We start from the raw sequence: 18,239 nt of genomic DNA, 5'->3' as shown, positions 1-18,239 counted from the left end.
GCTGTTCCCGCAGCGCCTCCAGCGCTACCTTGCTTTTGAACTCGGATGTGAACTTTCGTCTCTTTTTCATTGGTTGCTTTACTTAACCTCGGTGAAGCAACCTGTCCAACTTTACGGGGCCGGCTCATTCCTCGGACTCACCGGGCTGAATCTCGCAGTCGCAGCGAGTACAGTTAGTGATTTACAATCCCAACTCACGCGTTACCAGTCCCGCTACCAGTGGCAGAGCGGCGACCTCTGCGCGGTCTGGATCGGTGGCAATGACATCCGCGACAACCCATATCTGAACACCGCGGGCCTGGCTGCCGAGGTGGGAGACTTTATCACTCAATTAAGCAACTTGGGGGTGGATCATTTCATTGTTCCGAACCTGCCCGACCTCGGCGCAGTGCCGGAGGTACTCTCCGATCCTTCCCTTGCCGCCGCGCGAACCGCAGCCACACTTGCCTATAACGCGGCGCTGGGCGATGAGCTGAATGCACTCGAAGACGAGCTGAACATCCGCATCGAGCAGCTCGACGTCTTCTTTATCTTCGACCATATGCTCGCGTACCAGACGGACTTCGGTCTTGTAAACGTAACGGACCCCTTGAAAGAAAATGACGGAGCGGATCCGGATACCTACGCCTTCTGGGACGACATCCATCCGACCACCCGAAGCCATGCCTTTCTGGCCGCCGCATCCCAGGCATTGATGGATGAAGCGGCCCCCATCGAGATCATCTCCTGGTCTATTAACAGCGACGGGGAACTACGACAGACCTGGTTTGCCAACCCTTGGGTCGAGTACACGATTCAAAGCGGAGAAAGACTCGACCAAATGAACACAGGGGTGATCCTCGATGGGGTTCCGGCCTACACCGAGACCGTCCCTGCCCCCGGCTTGAAGTCGGGCTTTTTCCGCACGGTCCGTTCGCAGTGAGATGGGATGCGGCTTCACATCGCATTCACATCCCGCTTCGGCTCAAGCGCAGGGCGAATCAACCTGAGTACCACATGTGCTCCCGTATCTCATATCCCGGATCTTGCCCCACCAAGAATCAATCCAGGTATTCCAATAGTTTTTCTTTCTCCGCATCGGCCAAGTCACTCCGCCGTATCAGCTTGATGGCCTCCTCTTCGCGCCCATTCCGCTTGAGTTCGCTGATGGTTTGACGGGTACTGCGTTCGCGTTGCTGTTGATTGTCAATTGTGACAGCCCAGGCAAACGCCGCCGAAGCATCCGAGCGGTAAACCTTGTTTACCAGCCCACGAATAGCTTGGTCCTTGGCCGGACCGACATCAAGCTCGGAGATCCAGACCGAAGCTTCTTCCGTGTTATGCTCAAGCCATTCTTTCGCAACCTGGGCAACCGCATCTCTGCGTGATTCCGCATCGAGCGTGAGTGCCCATTCCGCAGCAGATTTCAAGTCCTTCCGTGCCCATGCTTCCGCGATGCTGGATGCATTCTCCGAAATTTGTGCTTCTGTGCCGTTCGCCTCCAGGAAACCGAGAAGCGCCGCCGGATCGCGGAAAGCCCAGGTCTTGATCACACTGTTCATCGCAGTGCCGGAGAGTTCCGCATCCGTCAGCGACTGCGCCCAGACCGCTGCTGCCTCCGGATCGGCCTCGGATAATTTCCCTCCGATCGCGGACGTCAAAGTGTTTCGATCTTTCCCCTCTGGCATATTTAATAGGTAGACCTTGGCCTCCGCCGGTTGATACATGGCAAAATTCCTGAGTGATGTACGAAGTGCGCGTTCCTGTTCTTCCCCCGCCGGAAGCGTATTCACCCATTCGATCGCCGCGACCGGGTCACGCCCCGACCATTGCTGGGCAATATTCTGAACTGATTGCGAATAGACCCGACCATAGGGCAGTTCCGAGACAAGTTCGGCCGCTCGTGCCGGAGCGTCATTTGCCATCTGACGGAAAACGGTAGTGATTGCATCGTCCCGGGCGCGCCCGCTCATATTCGCCTGGACAAATTCCAATGCCTGTTCGGGGTCCTGCCGGGACATCGCCCAGACCGCACTACTGAGGATTTTATTCTTATCGGCTCCTTCTTCCAAGCCGTTTATAAACTGCACCGCACCCTCAAAATCGTAGTTGAACCAGCGGTTAATGACCAAACTAAGCGCATTGTCCCGCTCCTCCCCTGCCTCGAAACTCATTGCCATCTGAGCTGCCCGCTCGACGTTTGAATGAGCCAATCCGTTCATCACGCCGGCAAGTGCATCCCGGCGGATGTCTCCAAGTGGCAGGCTTTGGAACCTTGCGATGGCTGCATCCAGATCCTGGGCCGCCCATAGCATGAAGACGGTCGTGTAGTTCCAAGGTTTAATGTTCTCGCGTCCTTGGAGGAGTTCGAAGGCCGCGTTCGGATCGCGCCCGGCAAGTGACATCGCAACAGCAGAAATGGCCATCGCCTGTTGCTGTTCATTTTGAATGCCTTCGGCCGCAGTCATTGCGGCATCCAGGTCGGTCACCGCCCAAGCCGAAAACAAGGAAGTCGCATACATCTGTTTCTGTGACGGACTCGCCTCGTTTTCGTAATAGGCATAGGCGGCCTTCGGATTCATTTCCACCCAAGCAGTAAACAAATGATAGGGAAACATATAGTCCTGCAGGCTCCCCATGCCCCGCTCGCCCATGTCCTGCAAAGCTTTGTGGACCTCCGACTCTGACATCGATGCGACCACGTCCAGCATGGCAATAGTGCTGGACAGGGACGGCGAGCGCTTCAACATGTCGATACGCTCGAGCTTCTGCTCGATTGTCAAACGGCCCGGATCTGTTCCTGCGAGCCCCAAAATGCCACCAATTTCCGAAGTTTCATCCGGTACTTGGCCGTCCGAAGCTGGACCGTCAGTCCGGCCGGTGCCATTCAAACTGACGCCGACCGGGCTTTCTGGCACAGACATGGCTTTATCACGGCTCTGTGTCCCCAAGACCCAACCAAGCACAATGCCGAGGATGAGAACAAATGGTAAAGCGAGGTGTTTGATGGCAGGCACGCGTTCCTATGCCGCCGATTGTGCCAGAATCTGTCAATCGGCAAAGCTCAAATGAAACTTATCCTTTTAACGCAATTCAACCCCCGCCTACGATGACCATGAACGATTCCGAGTACATGCAACTCGCACTTGAAGAAGCTCAAGCCGGCTTGTCCGAAGGTGGCATCCCCATCGGCTCGGTACTAGTCATCGACGGCAAAGTCGTCGGACGGGGTCATAACCAGCGCATACAAAAAGGTAGCGCGGTCCTGCATGCGGAAATGCACGCACTGGAACAGGCTGGCCGGATCAGCGCGAAGGACTACCAAAGGGCGACGCTTTATACGACTCTCTCCCCTTGTGCCATGTGCTCGGGGGCCATTCTGCTCTACAAAATCCCGCGGGTCGTCATCGGGGAGAATGCCAGTTTCATGGGAGAGGAATCACTCTTGCAAGAACGGGGAGTCGACCTTTCCGTACTGGACGATGCTGCGTGCAAACAGCTTATGAAAGACTTCATTGAGAAACGGCCGGAACTATGGTTGGAAGACATCGGGGAGACAGACTCCTAAAAGACTGCCGGATCCGGCTGGCATGCGTAAGGACTGTACTTTCAACAGAATAAAACTTGCTGATAAATCAACTGGCTTCAAAACAGTAGTACCATGGGAGATATCGACATAGACCAAATTCTGCAGACCATCACCGAGTTACTCTCGACATACAGCCTCAGGGTGCTTGCGGCACTGGCTATATTCTTTATCGGGCGCTACTGTGTCGGGCTCATCATGAAGGCGCTGCGATCGGCACTGGAAAAACGGAAAGTCGAGCCTTCACTGGTTGGTTTTTCCTGTGGTTTGACGCATGCGCTCCTGCTGACCTTGGTCGTGATCGCCGCGCTCGGGCAACTCGGGGTGCAGACAGCCTCCTTTGTCGCGATTCTCGGTGCCGCCGGACTCGCGGTCGGTTTGGCCCTGCAAGGTTCCCTCTCCAATTTCGCGTCCGGGGTCCTCATCATCATTTTCAAGCCCTATCGGGTTGGAGACTATGTGGTCGCCGGTAGCGGCGAAGGCATAGTGGAAGAAATCCACATTTTCACCACAACGCTGGTGACACTGGATAACCGTACACAGATCATCCCGAACTCAGTGGCGACCAGCGGATTGATTGAAAACTACTCGGCCAAAGGCACCCGCCGCCTCGACCTCGTCGCCGGGGTAAGCTATGGGGACGACATCCTCAAGGTGAAAGCGGTGCTGCAGGACATTCTTGATAACGAACCTCGTATCCTTCCCGAGCCCAAACCCACTATCGGCTTGATGGAAATGGGCGACAGTAGCCTCAATTTCGCGGTCCGCCCCTGGGTTAAGGTTGCCGACTACTGGCCTCTCTTTTTTGATCTGCAGGAGCGGATACGTATCCGTTTCGACGAAGAAGGCATTACCATCCCGTTCCCGCAGCGCGATGTGCACCTTTTCCGGGAAGAGGACTAAGCGCGCACTGCCGACAGTAAGCCTTCCAATTCGCGCACCGCATTGCCAGGGCCGTCCTCTCTGGCCAGCAGTTTCGCAACTTTGGCGGCCCGTTTGGGCATCTTTCGGTTTTTTTCGACGGAACGAACCGCCTTGGGCAGTTCCTCCGGCCATTTGGCCCGCTTGACCTCCAGCCCGACTCCCAAACGCTTCACCTCTCCGGCAAAAAACCATTGATCGCCAATGTGCGGGATAATGATCTGCGGGATGCCGGCATGTAATACGCTCGCAGTCGTACCGGCTCCCCCGTGATGAATGACCATGGAGCCGTACTGAAAGAGCTGGTCGTGGGAGACACGGCCGATGCATTTCATCTCCCTCCGGGGGCGTTCGATCGTGAGACCGGCCCAACCGGATTGGATGATAATCTTCTTCCCCATCGGCCAGTTCCGCATGAAGCGGGTCATGACTTTACGCGCTTCGTCAAAAGTCACACTTCCAAAGGTCAGGATTGGCACAGTTTCGCCGCCGCAGAACACGTCCAACTCAGCATTCAGAGCCGGGTCCTCGGGTGACTGCCAGCGCAGGTGTCCAGTGAATTTGAAACGCTCCGTCCATAGGTGCTTCGGACGAAACAACTCTGGCGAAACAGTAACGATCACCTTGTCGGCCGGCTCCAGCAGGAAGCTGTCGGCACGTTCCATCCCGTAGCGCGTAAGGGCTTCGCCCACAACCTGGTTGATCTTCCAGCAGAAAATCCGGTCCGCCATGCGCCAGATCATGGCATTCCATCGGCGGCGCAGAAAGGGCGGAAATGCCAGCATGCGGGGCACCCCCTCGGGTGGATAGCTGCGCGAAGGCACGGCGTTGTGGGCAAAAGTCGTGATGGCCGTCGGAATCCCCCGCTTCTTGGCGAGTTGGCACAGACTGGAAAAGACATAGCTGCTGACAAATACATCGGCCCATTCGAGTTCACGATCCAGGGTCGTGAGAATTTCCTCCAGAAAGGGCAATGACTCCGAGTAGATGATACGTATCAGGTCGACGGGATTCTTCGCCTTCGTCAGATCACGCATCGCCTCTGCGAAACCAGTCTGGTCCCAGTCGGGCGGCAGGTACACATATTCGATACCGGCCGACTCGATTTCCTCCCGGAACAATGAAACCGTGGCAAAGCGCACGGTATGGCCGGCTTCGACCAGGGCGCGCCCCAGACGAATGACCGGGTAGATATCACCCGTAGAGCCGTGTGAAGTAAGCAAGCATCGCATAGGGACCGGTAATCGTGAATTCGGTCCACAAAGAACGCGGAGCCCCGCCAAAAGCGAGTCCCGAGCGCGCCGTCACCAACTTGTTACAATCGGCCGATCGAGCGCTAGAGCAGGTCTGCCGCGAGGTCGGCCAGTTCGGAACGAACCCCGGTGGTGAGCTCCAAATGCGCGGTAATCTCGGTTCCTTTCAGGCGCTGGGCGGTGTGCACCAAGCCGTTGGAAGTCGCATCGAGGAACATGCTGTCCACTTGGTAGGGATCTCCCAACAGGATGACCTTGGACCCTTCGGCCATGCGACTAACCACCGTCTTCGCCTCATGCGGCGTGAGATTCTGGGCTTCGTCGATCACGAAGATAGTATTCGAAAGCGAGCGGCCGCGGATGAAGGTCATCGCCTCGACTTCGACAATCCCATAGTCGAAAAGGAACTGGTACGGCTTCCGCGGCTTGTTCAGCTCTTCCTCCTCCGCCTCCTGCGGCTTTGGCTGCTTCGCCAGTCGTGCCATCGCCTTCTTCCGTTTGCGGTTCGATGTGATCCGGTCGAGCTTGGCTTGTTCCGGATGCGGTTCCGGCGACTTGGTAACCATGCGGTTGCTGAAAAGTACCTCCAAATTGTCGTAGAAAGGCGCAATGTAGGGAGCCAGCTTCTCCTCCAACGTCCCCGGTAAAGCTCCGGTATCCTTGCCGATGTGCACCAGCGGACGGGTGATGAAGACACGTTCGTACAAGTTGTCCTCGCCCAGTGTCTGGTAGAGCGCCATCGCGATCGTCACCAGGGTCTTGCCGGTACCGGCCTTGCCGCAGCATGTAATCAACTTGATGTCCTCGTCGAGCAAGGCGTCCATCAGCATGCGCTGCTCATCATTAAGGGGATGGATCCGGATGCCTTTCGGAATCCGGATCCCGACATCGGACCCCAGAATCAGCCCTTCGAACTGGCCGTCGCCACGGTAGCGCGCAGGCTCGCGAAACTCACCACTGCTGTTCGTGATGTAGACGTATTCGTTGATGAATAAATGGCTGGTCTGGTCCGGGGAAAGATCGACCCCGTGTTCCTCCAGGAATCGCTCGTACTCGGTATCGTCGAGCTTGATGGTCTTGCACCCGCCTCCCATCTTGGCGGTGCTCACCTTGTCGTTCATGTAGTCCTGGACTTCCAGGCCGAGGGCGATGCCCTTCAGCGCCATGTTCGCATCCTTCGTGACCAGGATGACCCGGCACTCCGGACAGACTTCGCGCAGGAAGACGACCGAGGCGAGAATCCGGCTGTCCATCTTGTCCATGTCCACCAAGGTGGCCTGCAGGCGTTTGATGCCCTCGCTCTCTTCGTCGCCGTCGACGATGTAGTCGTTGATCACGACGATCAGCCGTCCGCCGGTCGGCAGGTCGCGGCTCAGCGCAGAACTCCCCTTGCCCTTGAGCTCCGGGGGAACGGACAAGTCATGATCGAACAGGGCCCGCAGGTCGCGGTGTATTTTTCGGGCTGCGAATCCGAGCTCACCGGGGGCGGATTTCTTCCGGTCAAGCTCTTCGAGGACTTCGACGGGAATCGCCAGGGTATTGTCCTCGAATTTTTGCAGGCATTGTGGGTCGTGCAGCAGAACGTTCGTATCTAGAACGAAGATCTTCGCCTTGTTTTTTTTCGTTTTTTGTTTCGGCAAGGGTCGTGTAGGAATGACAACTTTAACTGGATTCGGTATTTGCAACCGAAGAATATTTTATATCCGTAGGCTTTAAGACGTCAGACTCTGCTTGCGCAAGCAGGAAAGAAGCCGAGATTATTTATTTCCCATATGAGCCGCATTCATTCCACCCTCCTTCAGGCAATCGGCTACGAGTTTCGGGACTCCACTTTACTCGAAAGCGCCCTGACCCACCCCAGCACAGAAGGGGATGTCGTTAATTATCAAAGGCTTGAATTCCTAGGTGACTCCGTCCTCGGCATGTTGGTGGCCGATTTCCTCTACCACATGCATCCGGACAAGCCGGAAGGCGCCTTGGATCGCATGCGGGCCGGCTTGGTGAACGGGAGCGCCCTCGCCGCCAAAGCCCGCGAGTTGGGCCTCGACCGTGGCCTGATCGTGAGCGACGCCCAGAAGGAGCATCTGCCGGAGCCCTCGGACGCGATGCTGGAAGACGCCTTCGAGGCGCTCGTGGCTGCCATTTACCTCGATGGAGGGATCGATTCTGTCCGCTCCTGGGTGCGACATCAGCTTCAAGCCGAGATTGAACAGGCCGAGCAAGTGTCCGACCGAGCCAACCCTAAAGGCAGGCTGCAGGAGTGGTCACAGCGGGAACACGCCGGACTGACCCCCGAGTACGTCTTGACTGCGGAAGAGGGTCCGGATCACGCGAAAAGCTACACGGTCACTGTTTTTATCGGCGACCAAAAGCTCGCCTCCGGTTCCGGCAGTTCCAAGAAGGCGGCGGAAACCAGTGCGGCGGAAGCCACGCTTGAACAGCTCCTGGACCGGTGAGTGGTCGGCGAACAGCAGAAGCCCGTTTACTGCACGGGGTATGCAACGAGGCGCGCGCTGCGGTCGCCGTCCGTGCCGCGCTGTCGGAAAACTGCCGGACCAGCCTGTTGCTGGTCGCGGACCCGCGCCGGGCCATTGAACTGGCCGCAGAGGCCAAGGTCTATGCGGAATGGTTTGAAGCCGGCGACCGGCTTCAAATCCTCCATTTCCCGGAGCGCCCGCCCCCGGACATCGATACCCAGCGGCGCAACGACCGGATCTGTGAGCGCCTTTCCGTATTGAGCCGGATACTGTTAGCGCCCGAGGCATCCCGGATTATCGTTTGCACCCCTGAAGCGCTTTTGGGCGAATGCCCCCTGCGCAGCCAGTTTGAAGCCGATCGCATGGAGTTGCGCGCAGGTGGGGAATACCCCTTCGGCCCACTGGTAGAGCAACTGACCTCGGGCTTTGATTATGACTCAGAGGCACTCTGCGAGCACCCCGGCCAGCTGGCTACCCGCGGGGGCTTGCTCGACATTTACCCGGTCGACGCCAAACAGCCCTATCGTATCGATTTTTTCGGTGATGAAATCGAGAGCATCCGCAGCTACGATCCGACGACCCAACGCACCCTTGAATCAGTCCACACACTCACAATCGCGGCCGCACGCGGCAGCGAGGGAGGCAAGACACAGTCCGAGGGCGCATTTATCGCATTTCTCCCTCCCTCGCCCGTACTTTGGATACTTGATGATCCGTCCAGACTGAACAGGGATCACCCCTACCGCTTCGATACGTCTGCGCCCCCAGGATGTCTGCGGACCTGGCTGCAGGCCATGCACGCCCGTCAGAACATGGGGGACCGCACGACCGGACTGTGCGAGATCGATACGGATCCGCAGCCCTTCAAGGGAGCCACACGGACCGGATTGCAGACGGAAGCCGTGGAAAACTACCGCGTCCACCCCGAAGCCGCTTCGGTCGGCTTCGATCGCTTCGAGTCAGAACAGGGCGCACGGCACAAGTTTGAGATGCAGATCGCCGACTGGGCGGGAAAGGATCAACTGCAGGTCTGTTTTTTCACTGCTGGAACCAATGAGAGTGCGCGAATCGCGGAACTTCTGGCCGATAATCCGGCCACCGCCCGCCTTTCTCTCCAATATCGCGAAGCCGGAATCGCATCCGGTTTCATACTCCGGGAAAACGGCTTTCCCACCAAGGGCAAGCGGGGTGTCGTCCTGATCACCGACAATGAATACTTCGGCCAGCGCCGCAAACGGCTCAAAGCCCCTGAAGAGCGGGCCCGCCCCAGCATCTCCCAGATTGACCAGCTACTGGACTTTACCGAACTTGCGGACGGCGATCCGCTCGTGCACCTACAGCATGGCGTCTGCCTCTTCCGCGGTCTCAGTAAGCTCGACATCGAGGGTGGTAGTAAGGAAGTCATCTCTGTCGAGTTTGCCGAACAGATGACGATACATGTGCCGTTACATGAATCCCACCTGCTCACACGCTATGTCGGCCTGACCAAGGCGGCTCCCAAACTCGGCAAAATCGGCGGCGCCGCCTGGGAAAAAACGCGCCGCGCAGCCGAAGTCGCGACCCTCGATTTCGCCGCGGAAATGCTCAATCTTCACGCCAAACGCAGTCAGGGCGGTGGCTATGCCTTCCCTCCCGACCATGCCTGGCAAAAGGCCTTCGAAGACGCATTCCCATATCAGGAAACGCCGGATCAGCAACATGCGATCGACGCGGCCAAGGCAGACATGGAGAAAGCGGAACCCATGGACCGGCTCATTTGCGGCGACGTCGGATTCGGGAAGACCGAGGTGGCCATTCGCGCCGCCCTCAAGGCCGTTCTCGCGGGCAAGCAGGTCGCCGTGCTGGTCCCGACGACTGTGCTCTGCCAGCAGCATTTCAATACCTTCCGCGAGCGGATGGTCCAGTTCCCGATCATCATCGACATGGTCAGCCGGTTCCGCAGCTCCGGCCAGAACAAGCAGATCCTCTCCAACCTGGCGGAAGGACGCATCGATATCGTGATCGGCACCCACCGCCTACTGAGCAAAGACGTCCATTTCAACAATCTCGGCCTCCTCGTCGTCGATGAGGAACAACGGTTCGGCGTGCGCCAAAAGGAGCGCATCAAGCAATTGCGTGCCGATGTCGACATCCTCACCCTCAGCGCGACCCCGATCCCGCGGACGCTCTACCTCGCCCTCGCCGGCGCGCGTGCGATGAGCGTGATCGAGACCCCGCCGGTAGACCGTCGGCCAATCGAGACAATCGTCCGCAGCTATGACGAAAGTCTGATCAAAAGTGCGATCCAGTCGGAGGTCGATCGGGGCGGACAGGTTTTTTACCTGCACAACCGGGTTTCCACCATCGAAGGGGTTGCCTCCAAGATCGAAGCGATGCATCCTCGACTTCGTATCGCAGTCGGCCACGGACAGATGGAGGAAGGCCAGTTGGAGCGAATCATGACCAAGTTCGTGGCCGGCGACTACGACGTACTCGTCTGTACCACGATCATTGAGTCCGGCATCGACATTCCGAATTGCAATACCCTGATCATCGAAGGAGCCGACCGCTTCGGGCTCTCGCAACTCTATCAGATCCGCGGACGTGTCGGTCGTTTTAACAAACAGGCTTATGCCTATTTGCTCCTGCACCGTCATGCCGCGTTGGTGGACCAGGCCCAGAAGCGTCTCAATGCCCTCAAGCAGCACAACCAGCTCGGAGCCGGCTTTCGCATCGCCATGCGCGACTTGGAGCTTCGCGGGGCCGGCAACCTACTGGGATCGCAGCAAAGCGGCCACATCGCCGGTGTGGGCTTCGAGCTCTATTGCCAGTTGCTCAAGCAGAGCGTGGCTCGACTCAAGGGGGAGCCCGGCTCCGACCGTATCCGGGCAGAGGTCAAACTCGACTTTATCGCAACCGGAGAAGGCGGCGGCAGTTCGCGCCGCACGACCGGGACTGCCAGCTTCGCCGCCATCAAGGAGGCCGAATACAGCAACCGGGCCAGTGTGGTGGAAGCCGCCCTGCCCGCCGACTATATGGCGGAACCACGGCTCCGTATCGATTTCTACCGGCGGCTGGCCATGGCTCCGGACCGCGCCACCGTACGCAGCCTGGCCGAGGAACTGGAAGACCGTTTCGGGCGTCTGCCTGAGGCCGCGCGCGTGCTCGTCGCGGTCAGTGAAATCCGAGTGCTGGCCGAAGCCGCGGGCGTACGACGGGTGGAAACCGAGGGGGAACGGCTGATGTGCCGCATGGCCCAAGACTCCGATCGTTTTCTCAAAACCGGCACCCGCTTTCCGCGCCTCAGCCAGAAGGATCCGATCAAACGGCTGAAGGAAATACAAGCTTACCTCGCACGGCACAGCAAGGGATAGCCATGAGAAACCGTTGAGACCGCTTTCCCCGCTTGACCAAGAGGGAGGCAGTTCTAAGGTTGGCCGGATTACGTATCTTCTTCCTTCATGCTAAGCGCGCATATGATCCGACGCCTCACTCTTAAGCCTTTTCTATTCAGCTCTATTTTCCTGGCTGCTGCAGCCGCGCTCCCCGCCCAACAACCGAGCGCCGATCAAGTCGCCCTGCTCCGCCTCGGCAACGGTATTGCCGCAATTGCAGAGGGACAGATCATTACCCAGCAGGAACTGCGCAAGGAACTGGAACCCATCATCCCCCGCCTGCGAGTCGAAGCCCGGAACCAACAGGAATTCAACCAACGGATTGAGGAACTCAGCCGTGAAGTCCTGCAAAACATGATCGACCGGATCATCATCGTGAAGGCGGCCGAGAAGGAAGGTTTGATGGTCCCGCAGTCGTACATCGACCAGGAGTATGATGAAGTGATCGCAACCGATTTCGGCGGTGACCGCGCCGTCTTCCTTGAATTCCTGAAGACCCAGGGGCTGACCCCCCGTGATTTCAGGGCTGACCTGTACAAGCGTATTGTGGTAAACGTCATGCGGCAGCGGAACCGCATGTCCCAATCGGAAGTAAGTCCCGAACGGATCGAAGACTTCTACGTCAGAAACAAGCTGCGCTTTTACCAGAACGAGGCCGTCCACCTCCGCCAAATTATTCTCACTTCCATTGCCGACGAAGGTCTCCCGATCCTTCGCCAGACCGCGCGCACAATCATGCAGGAGTTGGACAACGGCACGAATTTCGGAGACCTCGCCCGCCAATACAGCCAGGACGACATGAGCCGCCGTGGGGGTGACTGGGGCTGGATCGAGCGTCAGGATATCCGTAAGGAACTCAGCGAGATCGCCTTCGACTTGGAACCTGGCCAGTACAGCCAACCGGTCGAGCTCAACGGCACCATTTTTATCCTCTACGCCGAAGATAAGCGCGAGGAAATGATCCAGCCCATCAGTATGGTCCGCGACATCATCGAAGAAGTGCTCTCCGGTGAAATTGCCCGCGAGACCCAAGAACGCTGGATCCGCGACCTGCGCAGCAAGTCCTACATCCGCTACTACATGTAGCCCCCTCCGACTTCCATGAGCGATGTACTCTCGCTCCCCATCAGCACCGTGGTCGTGGGCATATCCAAAATAGAGGCCCTCACTGAGTAAGGTTTCAGTGACGCCGCTCACGAGCTAGGAACTGCTTTATGCGTTTTTCGGGCCCCCTCCGTCCCGGGCAAGCCGGGACATCCGGCTTCTCTCCGATACGCCGTGACAGGCCTCCCCTCGGAGAGAGGAGGAGCTGTTTTTGAGGGATGAGGGCTGTTTTTGAAGGATGAGACCTGAAACCTGACGAAGCGCGGCAGCGCGGAGATGGTAAAATGCGGAGCATTTTGCCCGAAGCGAAGCGCAGGGTGACTGAAGCGGCCAGTCCTGAGCCTGTCGAAGGGGTGCCCTTTGGGCGCTGAAGGAACAAACCTGAAGTTTTTGAGAGAGGAGACCGGGAGTTGCTCTGGGGACCCCTCCGTCCCGGGCAAGCCGGGACACCTCCCCTCGGAGAGAGGAGGAGCTTTTTTGAGAGCTGACGAAGCGTGGCAGCGCGGAGACACTGCTCAATAAGCAGCAGCGTTGCTGGAAAATCATTCTGCCTAAAATGATTCTGCCTCTCCCGCACGGTTGTAAGAATGATTTTGTCTGTAATTATTCTGTGTGCATCCCCGGCATCGAGCGTACAACACCGTATTATAGGCAGAATCATTTGTGGCAGAATCATGCTTGTACGCCGCAAGCCATGGCACGGCAGGCGTCCGCACTCCGCTTCTTGAATCAAGCTCCCCGTCTTTGACGAGGAGCCACAAAAAAAGGCGTGCCGCAGCACGCCCTTTTGCAAATTTCGGATGATCGCGTATTAGGCACGCCAGCTCTTGAGGATGCGCATGTAGTTGGCGCGTTCGAGAGCTTCGGGATCCGGACAGCGTGAGTAATTCATGCAGCCACGGAGGGTATCCAGGGAGTCATACTCCTTCTCCTCCATCCACTTCTTCATTTCATCGAGGATTTCACCGACCTGGCGGCAGCCATTGATCAGTAAGGTGGAAACAACTTGCACGGCATGGGCGCCGCTCATGATCGACTTGACTGCATCGACACCGGTGTGGACGCCGCCGGAAACAGCCAATTCACAGGGCACCCGTTCACTCAGCATCGCCAACCAGCGTAAGCGCAGGAGTAATTCATGCGAATGCGACAGGTCGAGTGACGGACGCACATCGATCGTATCCGTATCGATATCCGGCTGGTAGAAGCGGTTGAAGCAAACCAGACTGTCCGCTCCGGCCTTGGACAGGCGACGCGCAAAGTGTGGCAGTGCCGTGTAAAACGGCGACAGCTTCACTGCCAGAGGGATCCGGATCTGGTCGCGGATGGCTTGGATGATGCGCACACAGCGGTCTTCAATCGCAGCGGCACTCTCTTCCATGTCGGTCGGCAGAAAGTAGAGATTCAGCTCAAGAGCGTCCGCGCCGGCTTCCTGAATGAGGCTGGCATAGTTGACCCAGGGACCTTCACGGGTGCCGTTCAGAGACCCGATAACCGGTACATCCACCGCACTCTTCACCTTCGAGAGTTGCTCCACATAATTGTCCACCCCGCGCTCCAGAATGCCGGCTTCGGGGAAGAACGAGATCGCTTCAGCAAAGGAGTTCTCGTAGGCCCCGATGTGAGCTTCCGCCCCCACCATGTTCTGGGTGATTTGCTCTTCAAAGAGCGAGTACATCGTGATGGCGGCAATACCGGCATCCTCCAACTCGCGGACTTTATCCAAATCGTCCGGCAGCGGCGAAGCGCCGGAGATGATCGGGTGTTTCAGTTTCAGGCCCAGGTATGTGGTTTCCAGATTCATGATCGCTAATGGTTTCGGTATTCGGCTTTAAATCGTCTATGCTTCGGTTTCTTCCTCGGCCTTGGGATAAGGCTGCGCCATGCGTTCGTAGAGTGCGAAGCGCTCGTCGACGAATTCCTGGGCATGACGGCCCAGTTCCTTCGCACGCTCGGGATTCTTCAACTTAAGCATCCGGAAGCGCGCCTCGTTGTCCGTATAGACGTAGAGCGGCGTCTTGGGTGCCCGGGAATCGAGCTTGAGCGGGTTCTCGCCCTGTAGGGCACGAGACGGATCGTAGCGGTAGAGCGGCCATGCGCCCGTCTCAACAGCCAGCTTTTGCTGTTCGAAGCCGGTAGCAAGATTGAAACCGTGTGCAATGCAGTGGCTGTACGCGATGATAATGGAAGGTCCGGGATGGCGCATCGCCTCATAGAAGGCGTTGACCGTCTGCGTATCCTTCGCGCCGAGCGAAACACGGGCGACGTAAACGTTGCCGTAATTCATGGCGATCATGCCAAGGTCCTTCTTGCCGGCAGGCTTGCCGGCGGCGGCGAATTTGGCGATCGCCCCGATCGGCGTGGCCTTGCTTTGCTGGCCGCCGGTGTTCGAATACACTTCGGTATCGAGCACCAGGATGTTTACATTGCGGCCGGAGGCAATGACGTGATCCAATCCGCCGAAGCCGATGTCGTAGGCCCAACCGTCACCACCGACGATCCAAACCGACTTCTCGACGAAGTAATCCGCCAAATCGAGCAGGCGCTTGGACTCCGGCGTATCGATCTCTTTGAGCTTGGACTTCAGGACTTCGACCCGCTCGCGCTGGGCGGCGATCCCGGCTTCATCGCCCTGTTCGGCCGTGAGCAAGGATTCCACCAGTTCGGCATCAATCGCATCCCCCATTTGCTGGAGGATCAGTTTGGCCATGTCCTGCTTCTTGTCCACCGCCACACGCATCCCGAGGCCGAATTCGGCATTGTCCTCGAAGAGTGAGTTGGCCCAGGCCGGTCCGCGGCCGTTGGCGTCGCAGGTGTACGGCGTGGTCGGCAGGTTCCCGCCATAGATCGAGGAACAACCGGTGGCGTTGGCCATGAGCAGACGGTCCCCGCAGATCTGGGTCAGCATCTTGAGATAAGGCGTTTCACCGCAACCGGCACAGGCACCGGAGTACTCGAAGAGCGGTTCGCGGAACTGCGTGAACTTCACGTCTTCCTTCAAGTTGCTGCGGTCCGGCTTGGACAGCTGCAGGAAGAAGTCGTAGTTTTCACGTTCTTCGACCAGGTTCTCGGCATGCGAGCGCATGTTGATCGCCTTGTCGCGGGGATTCTTCTTGTTCTTCGCGGGGCAGACACTCACACAGAGCGAACAGCCCGTGCAGTCTTCCGGCGCCACCTGGATGGTGAATTTGTTGCCCGGATAATCCCGTACGCGGAAATCGCTGGAACGGAAGCAGGCCGGTGCACTCTCCAGTTCGGCAATCGGGTAAAAGTTGGAACGGATGGCGGCGTGCGGACAGGCCTGCACACACTTGTTACACTGGATGCAGACTTCAGGGTCCCAGATCGGGATTTCCTGGGCAATGTTGCGCTTCTCCCATTTACTGGTTCCCGTGGCCCAGACCCCGTCGGGACGGAACACGCTGACAGGCAGCAGATCGCCCTTTTCCTGGAGCATCATCGCGGTGACACGCTGCACAAAGTCGGGAGCTTCCTCGGCCACCACCGGCGGCATGGGATAGCCACTGCCGGCACTGTCCGGTACTTGGACCTGATGCAGACCAGCCAGTGCCTGGTCGACGGCGGCGAAATTCTTCTGGACGATTTCCGGGCCCTTCTTGCCGTAGGTCTTTTCAATCGCTTTCTTGATCTGGGCAATCGCTGCTTCGCGCTCCAGGACGCCGGAGATCGCAAAGAAACAGGTCTGCATGATCGTATTGATACGACCACCCATGCCCGCTTCACGGGCCACCTTGTAGGCGTCGATCACATAGAACTGAAGCTTCTTGGCCACGATCGCTTCCTGCACCGGATTCGGGAGGTTCGACCAAATGGTATCCGGGCCGTAAATGCTGTTCAGAAGGAAAACCGCACCGTCGGCTGCGTAGTCCAACACATCATATTGATTGAGGAACTGCGACTGGTGGCAGGCTACGAAGCTGGCTTTCTGCACGAGGTACGGCGCGCGGATTTCATGCGGGCCGAAACGGAGGTGGGAAATCGTAATCCCGCCGGACTTCTTCGAGTCATACACGAAGTACCCCTGTGCGTGGTTGTCGGTACCTTCGCCGATGATCTTCACGCTGTTCTTGTTCGCTCCCACAGTGCCGTCGGAACCGAGACCGAAGAAAACGGCGCGAATTTGCTCCTTCGGCTCAATGTCGACATTCTCTTCGACTGGCAGGGAAAGCATGGTCACGTCGTCCATGATCCCGACGGTGAAACGGCGCTTCGGATTCGGCTTCGGCAGTTCGTCGTAGATCGCCTTGACCATGGCGGGCGTGAAATCCTTCGAGCCCAGACCATAGCGTCCGCCGATCACACGCGGGCAGAAGGAGTCCGGAAGCAATCCGCACTGGCGGCCTTCCTCGATCGCGGCGACGGTCTCGATGAAGAGCGGCTCGCCCACGGAACCCGGCTCCTTACAGCGGTCCAGAACGGCGATGTTGCGAACCGTCTTGGGAATGGCGGCAAGGAAACGACGCACATCCAGCGGGCGGTAGAGGCGGATTTTCAAGACGCCCGTGCGGCGGCCTTGCGCATTCAGGGCCTGGGCTGTCTGGGCCGCGGTCTCGGCGCCCGACCCCATGATCACGATAACGTCTTCGGCGTCTTCCGGACCTTCGTATTCATACAGCGAATACTTGCGCCCGGTCAGCTCGGCGAACTTCGCCATTTCGGCTTCGACCGTTTCGGCCGTGCCGTCGTAGAAGGAGTTGGCGGCTTCGCGCGCCTGGAAGAAAACGTCCGGGTTTTGCGCCGTGCCGCGAATCGAGGGTGTGTCGGGGGAAAGACTGCGGGCACGCACACGCGAAACGGCATCCATGTCGATCATGGCCTCGATCACCGAATCCTCGATCGTTGTGATCTTGTTGATTTCGTGAGAGGTCCGGAAACCATCGAAGAAATGAAGGAACGGCACGCGGCACTTCAAGGTTGCGGCATGCGCGATCAGGGCGAGGTCCTGGGCTTCCTGGACCGAGTTCGAGGCCAACATCGCGAAACCGGTCTGACGGCAGGCCATCACGTCGGAATGGTCGCCGAAAATCGAGAGTGCATGGGTGGCCAGCGCCCGGGCGCTGACGTGCATGACGAAAGGTGTGAGCTCCCCGGCGATCTTGTACATGTTGGGGATCATCAGGAGTAGGCCCTGGGAGGCCGTGAAAGTCGTGGCCAGTGTGCCGACCTGCAATGATCCGTGCAGGGCGCCGGCGACACCGCCTTCCGACTGTAATTGCACCACCTCCGGAACATCGGCCCAGATGTTCTTCTTGTTGGCCGAGGCCCACTCGTCGCAGAGCTCGGCCATACCGGAGGAAGGCGTGATAGGGTAAATGGAGATGACTTCTGAGGCACGGTAGGCGACGGATGCCACCGCCTCGGTTGCGTCAATAGTCCGAACAGGTGCGCTAATCGAATTTGTGTTCACGATAAGTTTTCCTAAAGTTAAAAATCAATTCCGTCAAGGAATTCTTATGTTGAGGGCTAAAAAATTTGGGTATTTTTAATAAGCTCTCCGCTTGCTTTGGAGGATGCTTTCGTTTCG

At 57.9% G+C, this 18,239-nt stretch carries 11 protein-coding genes; 6 read left to right on the top strand and 5 right to left on the bottom strand.

From position 1 onward, the window contains the following. Window positions 1–922: SGNH/GDSL hydrolase family protein (locus O2597_RS18000; protein ID WP_269527085.1), on the top strand; the 922-nt coding region annotated here is incomplete at its 5' end. Between the two features lie 118 nt (window positions 923–1,040). On the opposite strand, the gene O2597_RS17995 is transcribed toward O2597_RS18000, so the two are convergent. Beyond that, window positions 1,041–2,903 carry a hypothetical protein gene (locus tag O2597_RS17995; protein ID WP_269527084.1) on the bottom strand — a complete coding sequence of 621 codons (1,863 nt, stop codon included), beginning with the start codon at window positions 2,901–2,903 and terminating at the stop codon, window positions 1,041–1,043. 191 nt (window positions 2,904–3,094) lie between these two features. Here O2597_RS17995 and O2597_RS17990 point away from each other — a divergent pair, with 191 nt between their 5' ends. Together O2597_RS17990 and O2597_RS17985 are read left to right on the top strand one after the other, a co-directional pair. Continuing rightward, window positions 3,095–3,547 (top strand): nucleoside deaminase, encoded by a 453-nt coding sequence (locus O2597_RS17990; RefSeq protein WP_345783031.1) that lies wholly within the window; start codon window positions 3,095–3,097, stop codon window positions 3,545–3,547. Window positions 3,548–3,640: 93 nt separating this feature from the next. After that, a complete protein-coding gene (locus tag O2597_RS17985; protein ID WP_269527081.1) occupies window positions 3,641–4,468 on the top strand; it encodes a mechanosensitive ion channel family protein in 828 nt (275 codons plus the stop codon). Here O2597_RS17985 and O2597_RS17980 read toward each other — a convergent pair. Next, window positions 4,465–5,718 (bottom strand): glycosyltransferase, encoded by a 1,254-nt coding sequence (locus O2597_RS17980; RefSeq protein ID WP_269527079.1) that lies wholly within the window; start codon window positions 5,716–5,718, stop codon window positions 4,465–4,467. The two genes, O2597_RS17985 and O2597_RS17980, sit on opposite strands and share 4 nt — an antisense overlap. Before the next feature lie 104 nt (window positions 5,719–5,822). Further along, a complete protein-coding gene (locus tag O2597_RS17975; RefSeq protein WP_269527077.1) occupies window positions 5,823–7,379 on the bottom strand; it encodes a PhoH family protein in 1,557 nt (518 codons plus the stop codon). A 132-nt stretch (window positions 7,380–7,511) separates the two neighbouring features. On the opposite strand from O2597_RS17975, the gene rnc reads away from it, so the two are divergent. From rnc to O2597_RS17960, 3 genes are all read left to right on the top strand, one after another. Beyond that, a complete protein-coding gene (gene rnc, locus O2597_RS17970) occupies window positions 7,512–8,195 on the top strand; it encodes a ribonuclease III (RefSeq protein WP_269527075.1) in 684 nt (227 codons plus the stop codon). Beyond that, window positions 8,192–11,569 carry a transcription-repair coupling factor gene (gene mfd, locus O2597_RS17965; protein ID WP_269527073.1) on the top strand — a complete coding sequence of 1,126 codons (3,378 nt, stop codon included), beginning with the start codon at window positions 8,192–8,194 and terminating at the stop codon, window positions 11,567–11,569. Before rnc ends, mfd begins: the two co-directional genes overlap by 4 nt. Window positions 11,570–11,671: 102 nt before the next feature. Then, window positions 11,672–12,676 carry a peptidylprolyl isomerase gene (locus tag O2597_RS17960; RefSeq protein ID WP_269527071.1) on the top strand — a complete coding sequence of 335 codons (1,005 nt, stop codon included), beginning with the start codon at window positions 11,672–11,674 and terminating at the stop codon, window positions 12,674–12,676. An 829-nt stretch (window positions 12,677–13,505) separates the two neighbouring features. On the opposite strand, the gene O2597_RS17955 is transcribed toward O2597_RS17960, so the two are convergent. Both O2597_RS17955 and nifJ read right to left on the bottom strand, forming a co-directional pair. Beyond that, complete coding sequence (locus tag O2597_RS17955) at window positions 13,506–14,498, bottom strand: dihydroorotate dehydrogenase-like protein (RefSeq protein WP_269527069.1); 993 nt, start codon at window positions 14,496–14,498, stop codon at window positions 13,506–13,508. Window positions 14,499–14,534: 36 nt separating this feature from the next. Further along, the gene (gene nifJ / locus O2597_RS17950; protein ID WP_269527067.1) at window positions 14,535–18,122 is read right to left on the bottom strand and encodes a pyruvate:ferredoxin (flavodoxin) oxidoreductase; all 3,588 of its coding nucleotides are present in this window, start codon (window positions 18,120–18,122) and stop codon (window positions 14,535–14,537) included. Window positions 18,123–18,239 lie beyond the last annotated feature (117 nt).

This window comes from Coraliomargarita parva (assembly GCF_027257905.1).
Classification (GTDB): Bacteria; Verrucomicrobiota; Verrucomicrobiia; order Opitutales; family Coraliomargaritaceae; genus Coraliomargarita_A; species Coraliomargarita_A parva.
The sequence above is the reverse complement of the archived record's forward strand: the minus strand, read 5'-3'. Positions and strand labels throughout refer to the sequence as shown.

Coding starts and splice junctions, on each gene's coding strand:
- O2597_RS17995 (WP_269527084.1), bottom strand. CDS start 2,903: ATGTCTGTGCCAGAAAGCCCGGTCGGCGTCAGTTTGAATGGCACCGGC.
- O2597_RS17985 (WP_269527081.1), top strand. CDS start 3,641: ATGGGAGATATCGACATAGACCAAATTCTGCAGACCATCACCGAGTTA.
- rnc (WP_269527075.1), top strand. CDS start 7,512: ATGAGCCGCATTCATTCCACCCTCCTTCAGGCAATCGGCTACGAGTTT.
- O2597_RS17980 (WP_269527079.1), bottom strand. CDS start 5,718: ATGCGATGCTTGCTTACTTCACACGGCTCTACGGGTGATATCTACCCG.
- O2597_RS17960 (WP_269527071.1), top strand. CDS start 11,672: ATGATCCGACGCCTCACTCTTAAGCCTTTTCTATTCAGCTCTATTTTC.
- O2597_RS17990 (WP_345783031.1), top strand. CDS start 3,095: ATGAACGATTCCGAGTACATGCAACTCGCACTTGAAGAAGCTCAAGCC.
- O2597_RS17955 (WP_269527069.1), bottom strand. CDS start 14,498: ATGAATCTGGAAACCACATACCTGGGCCTGAAACTGAAACACCCGATC.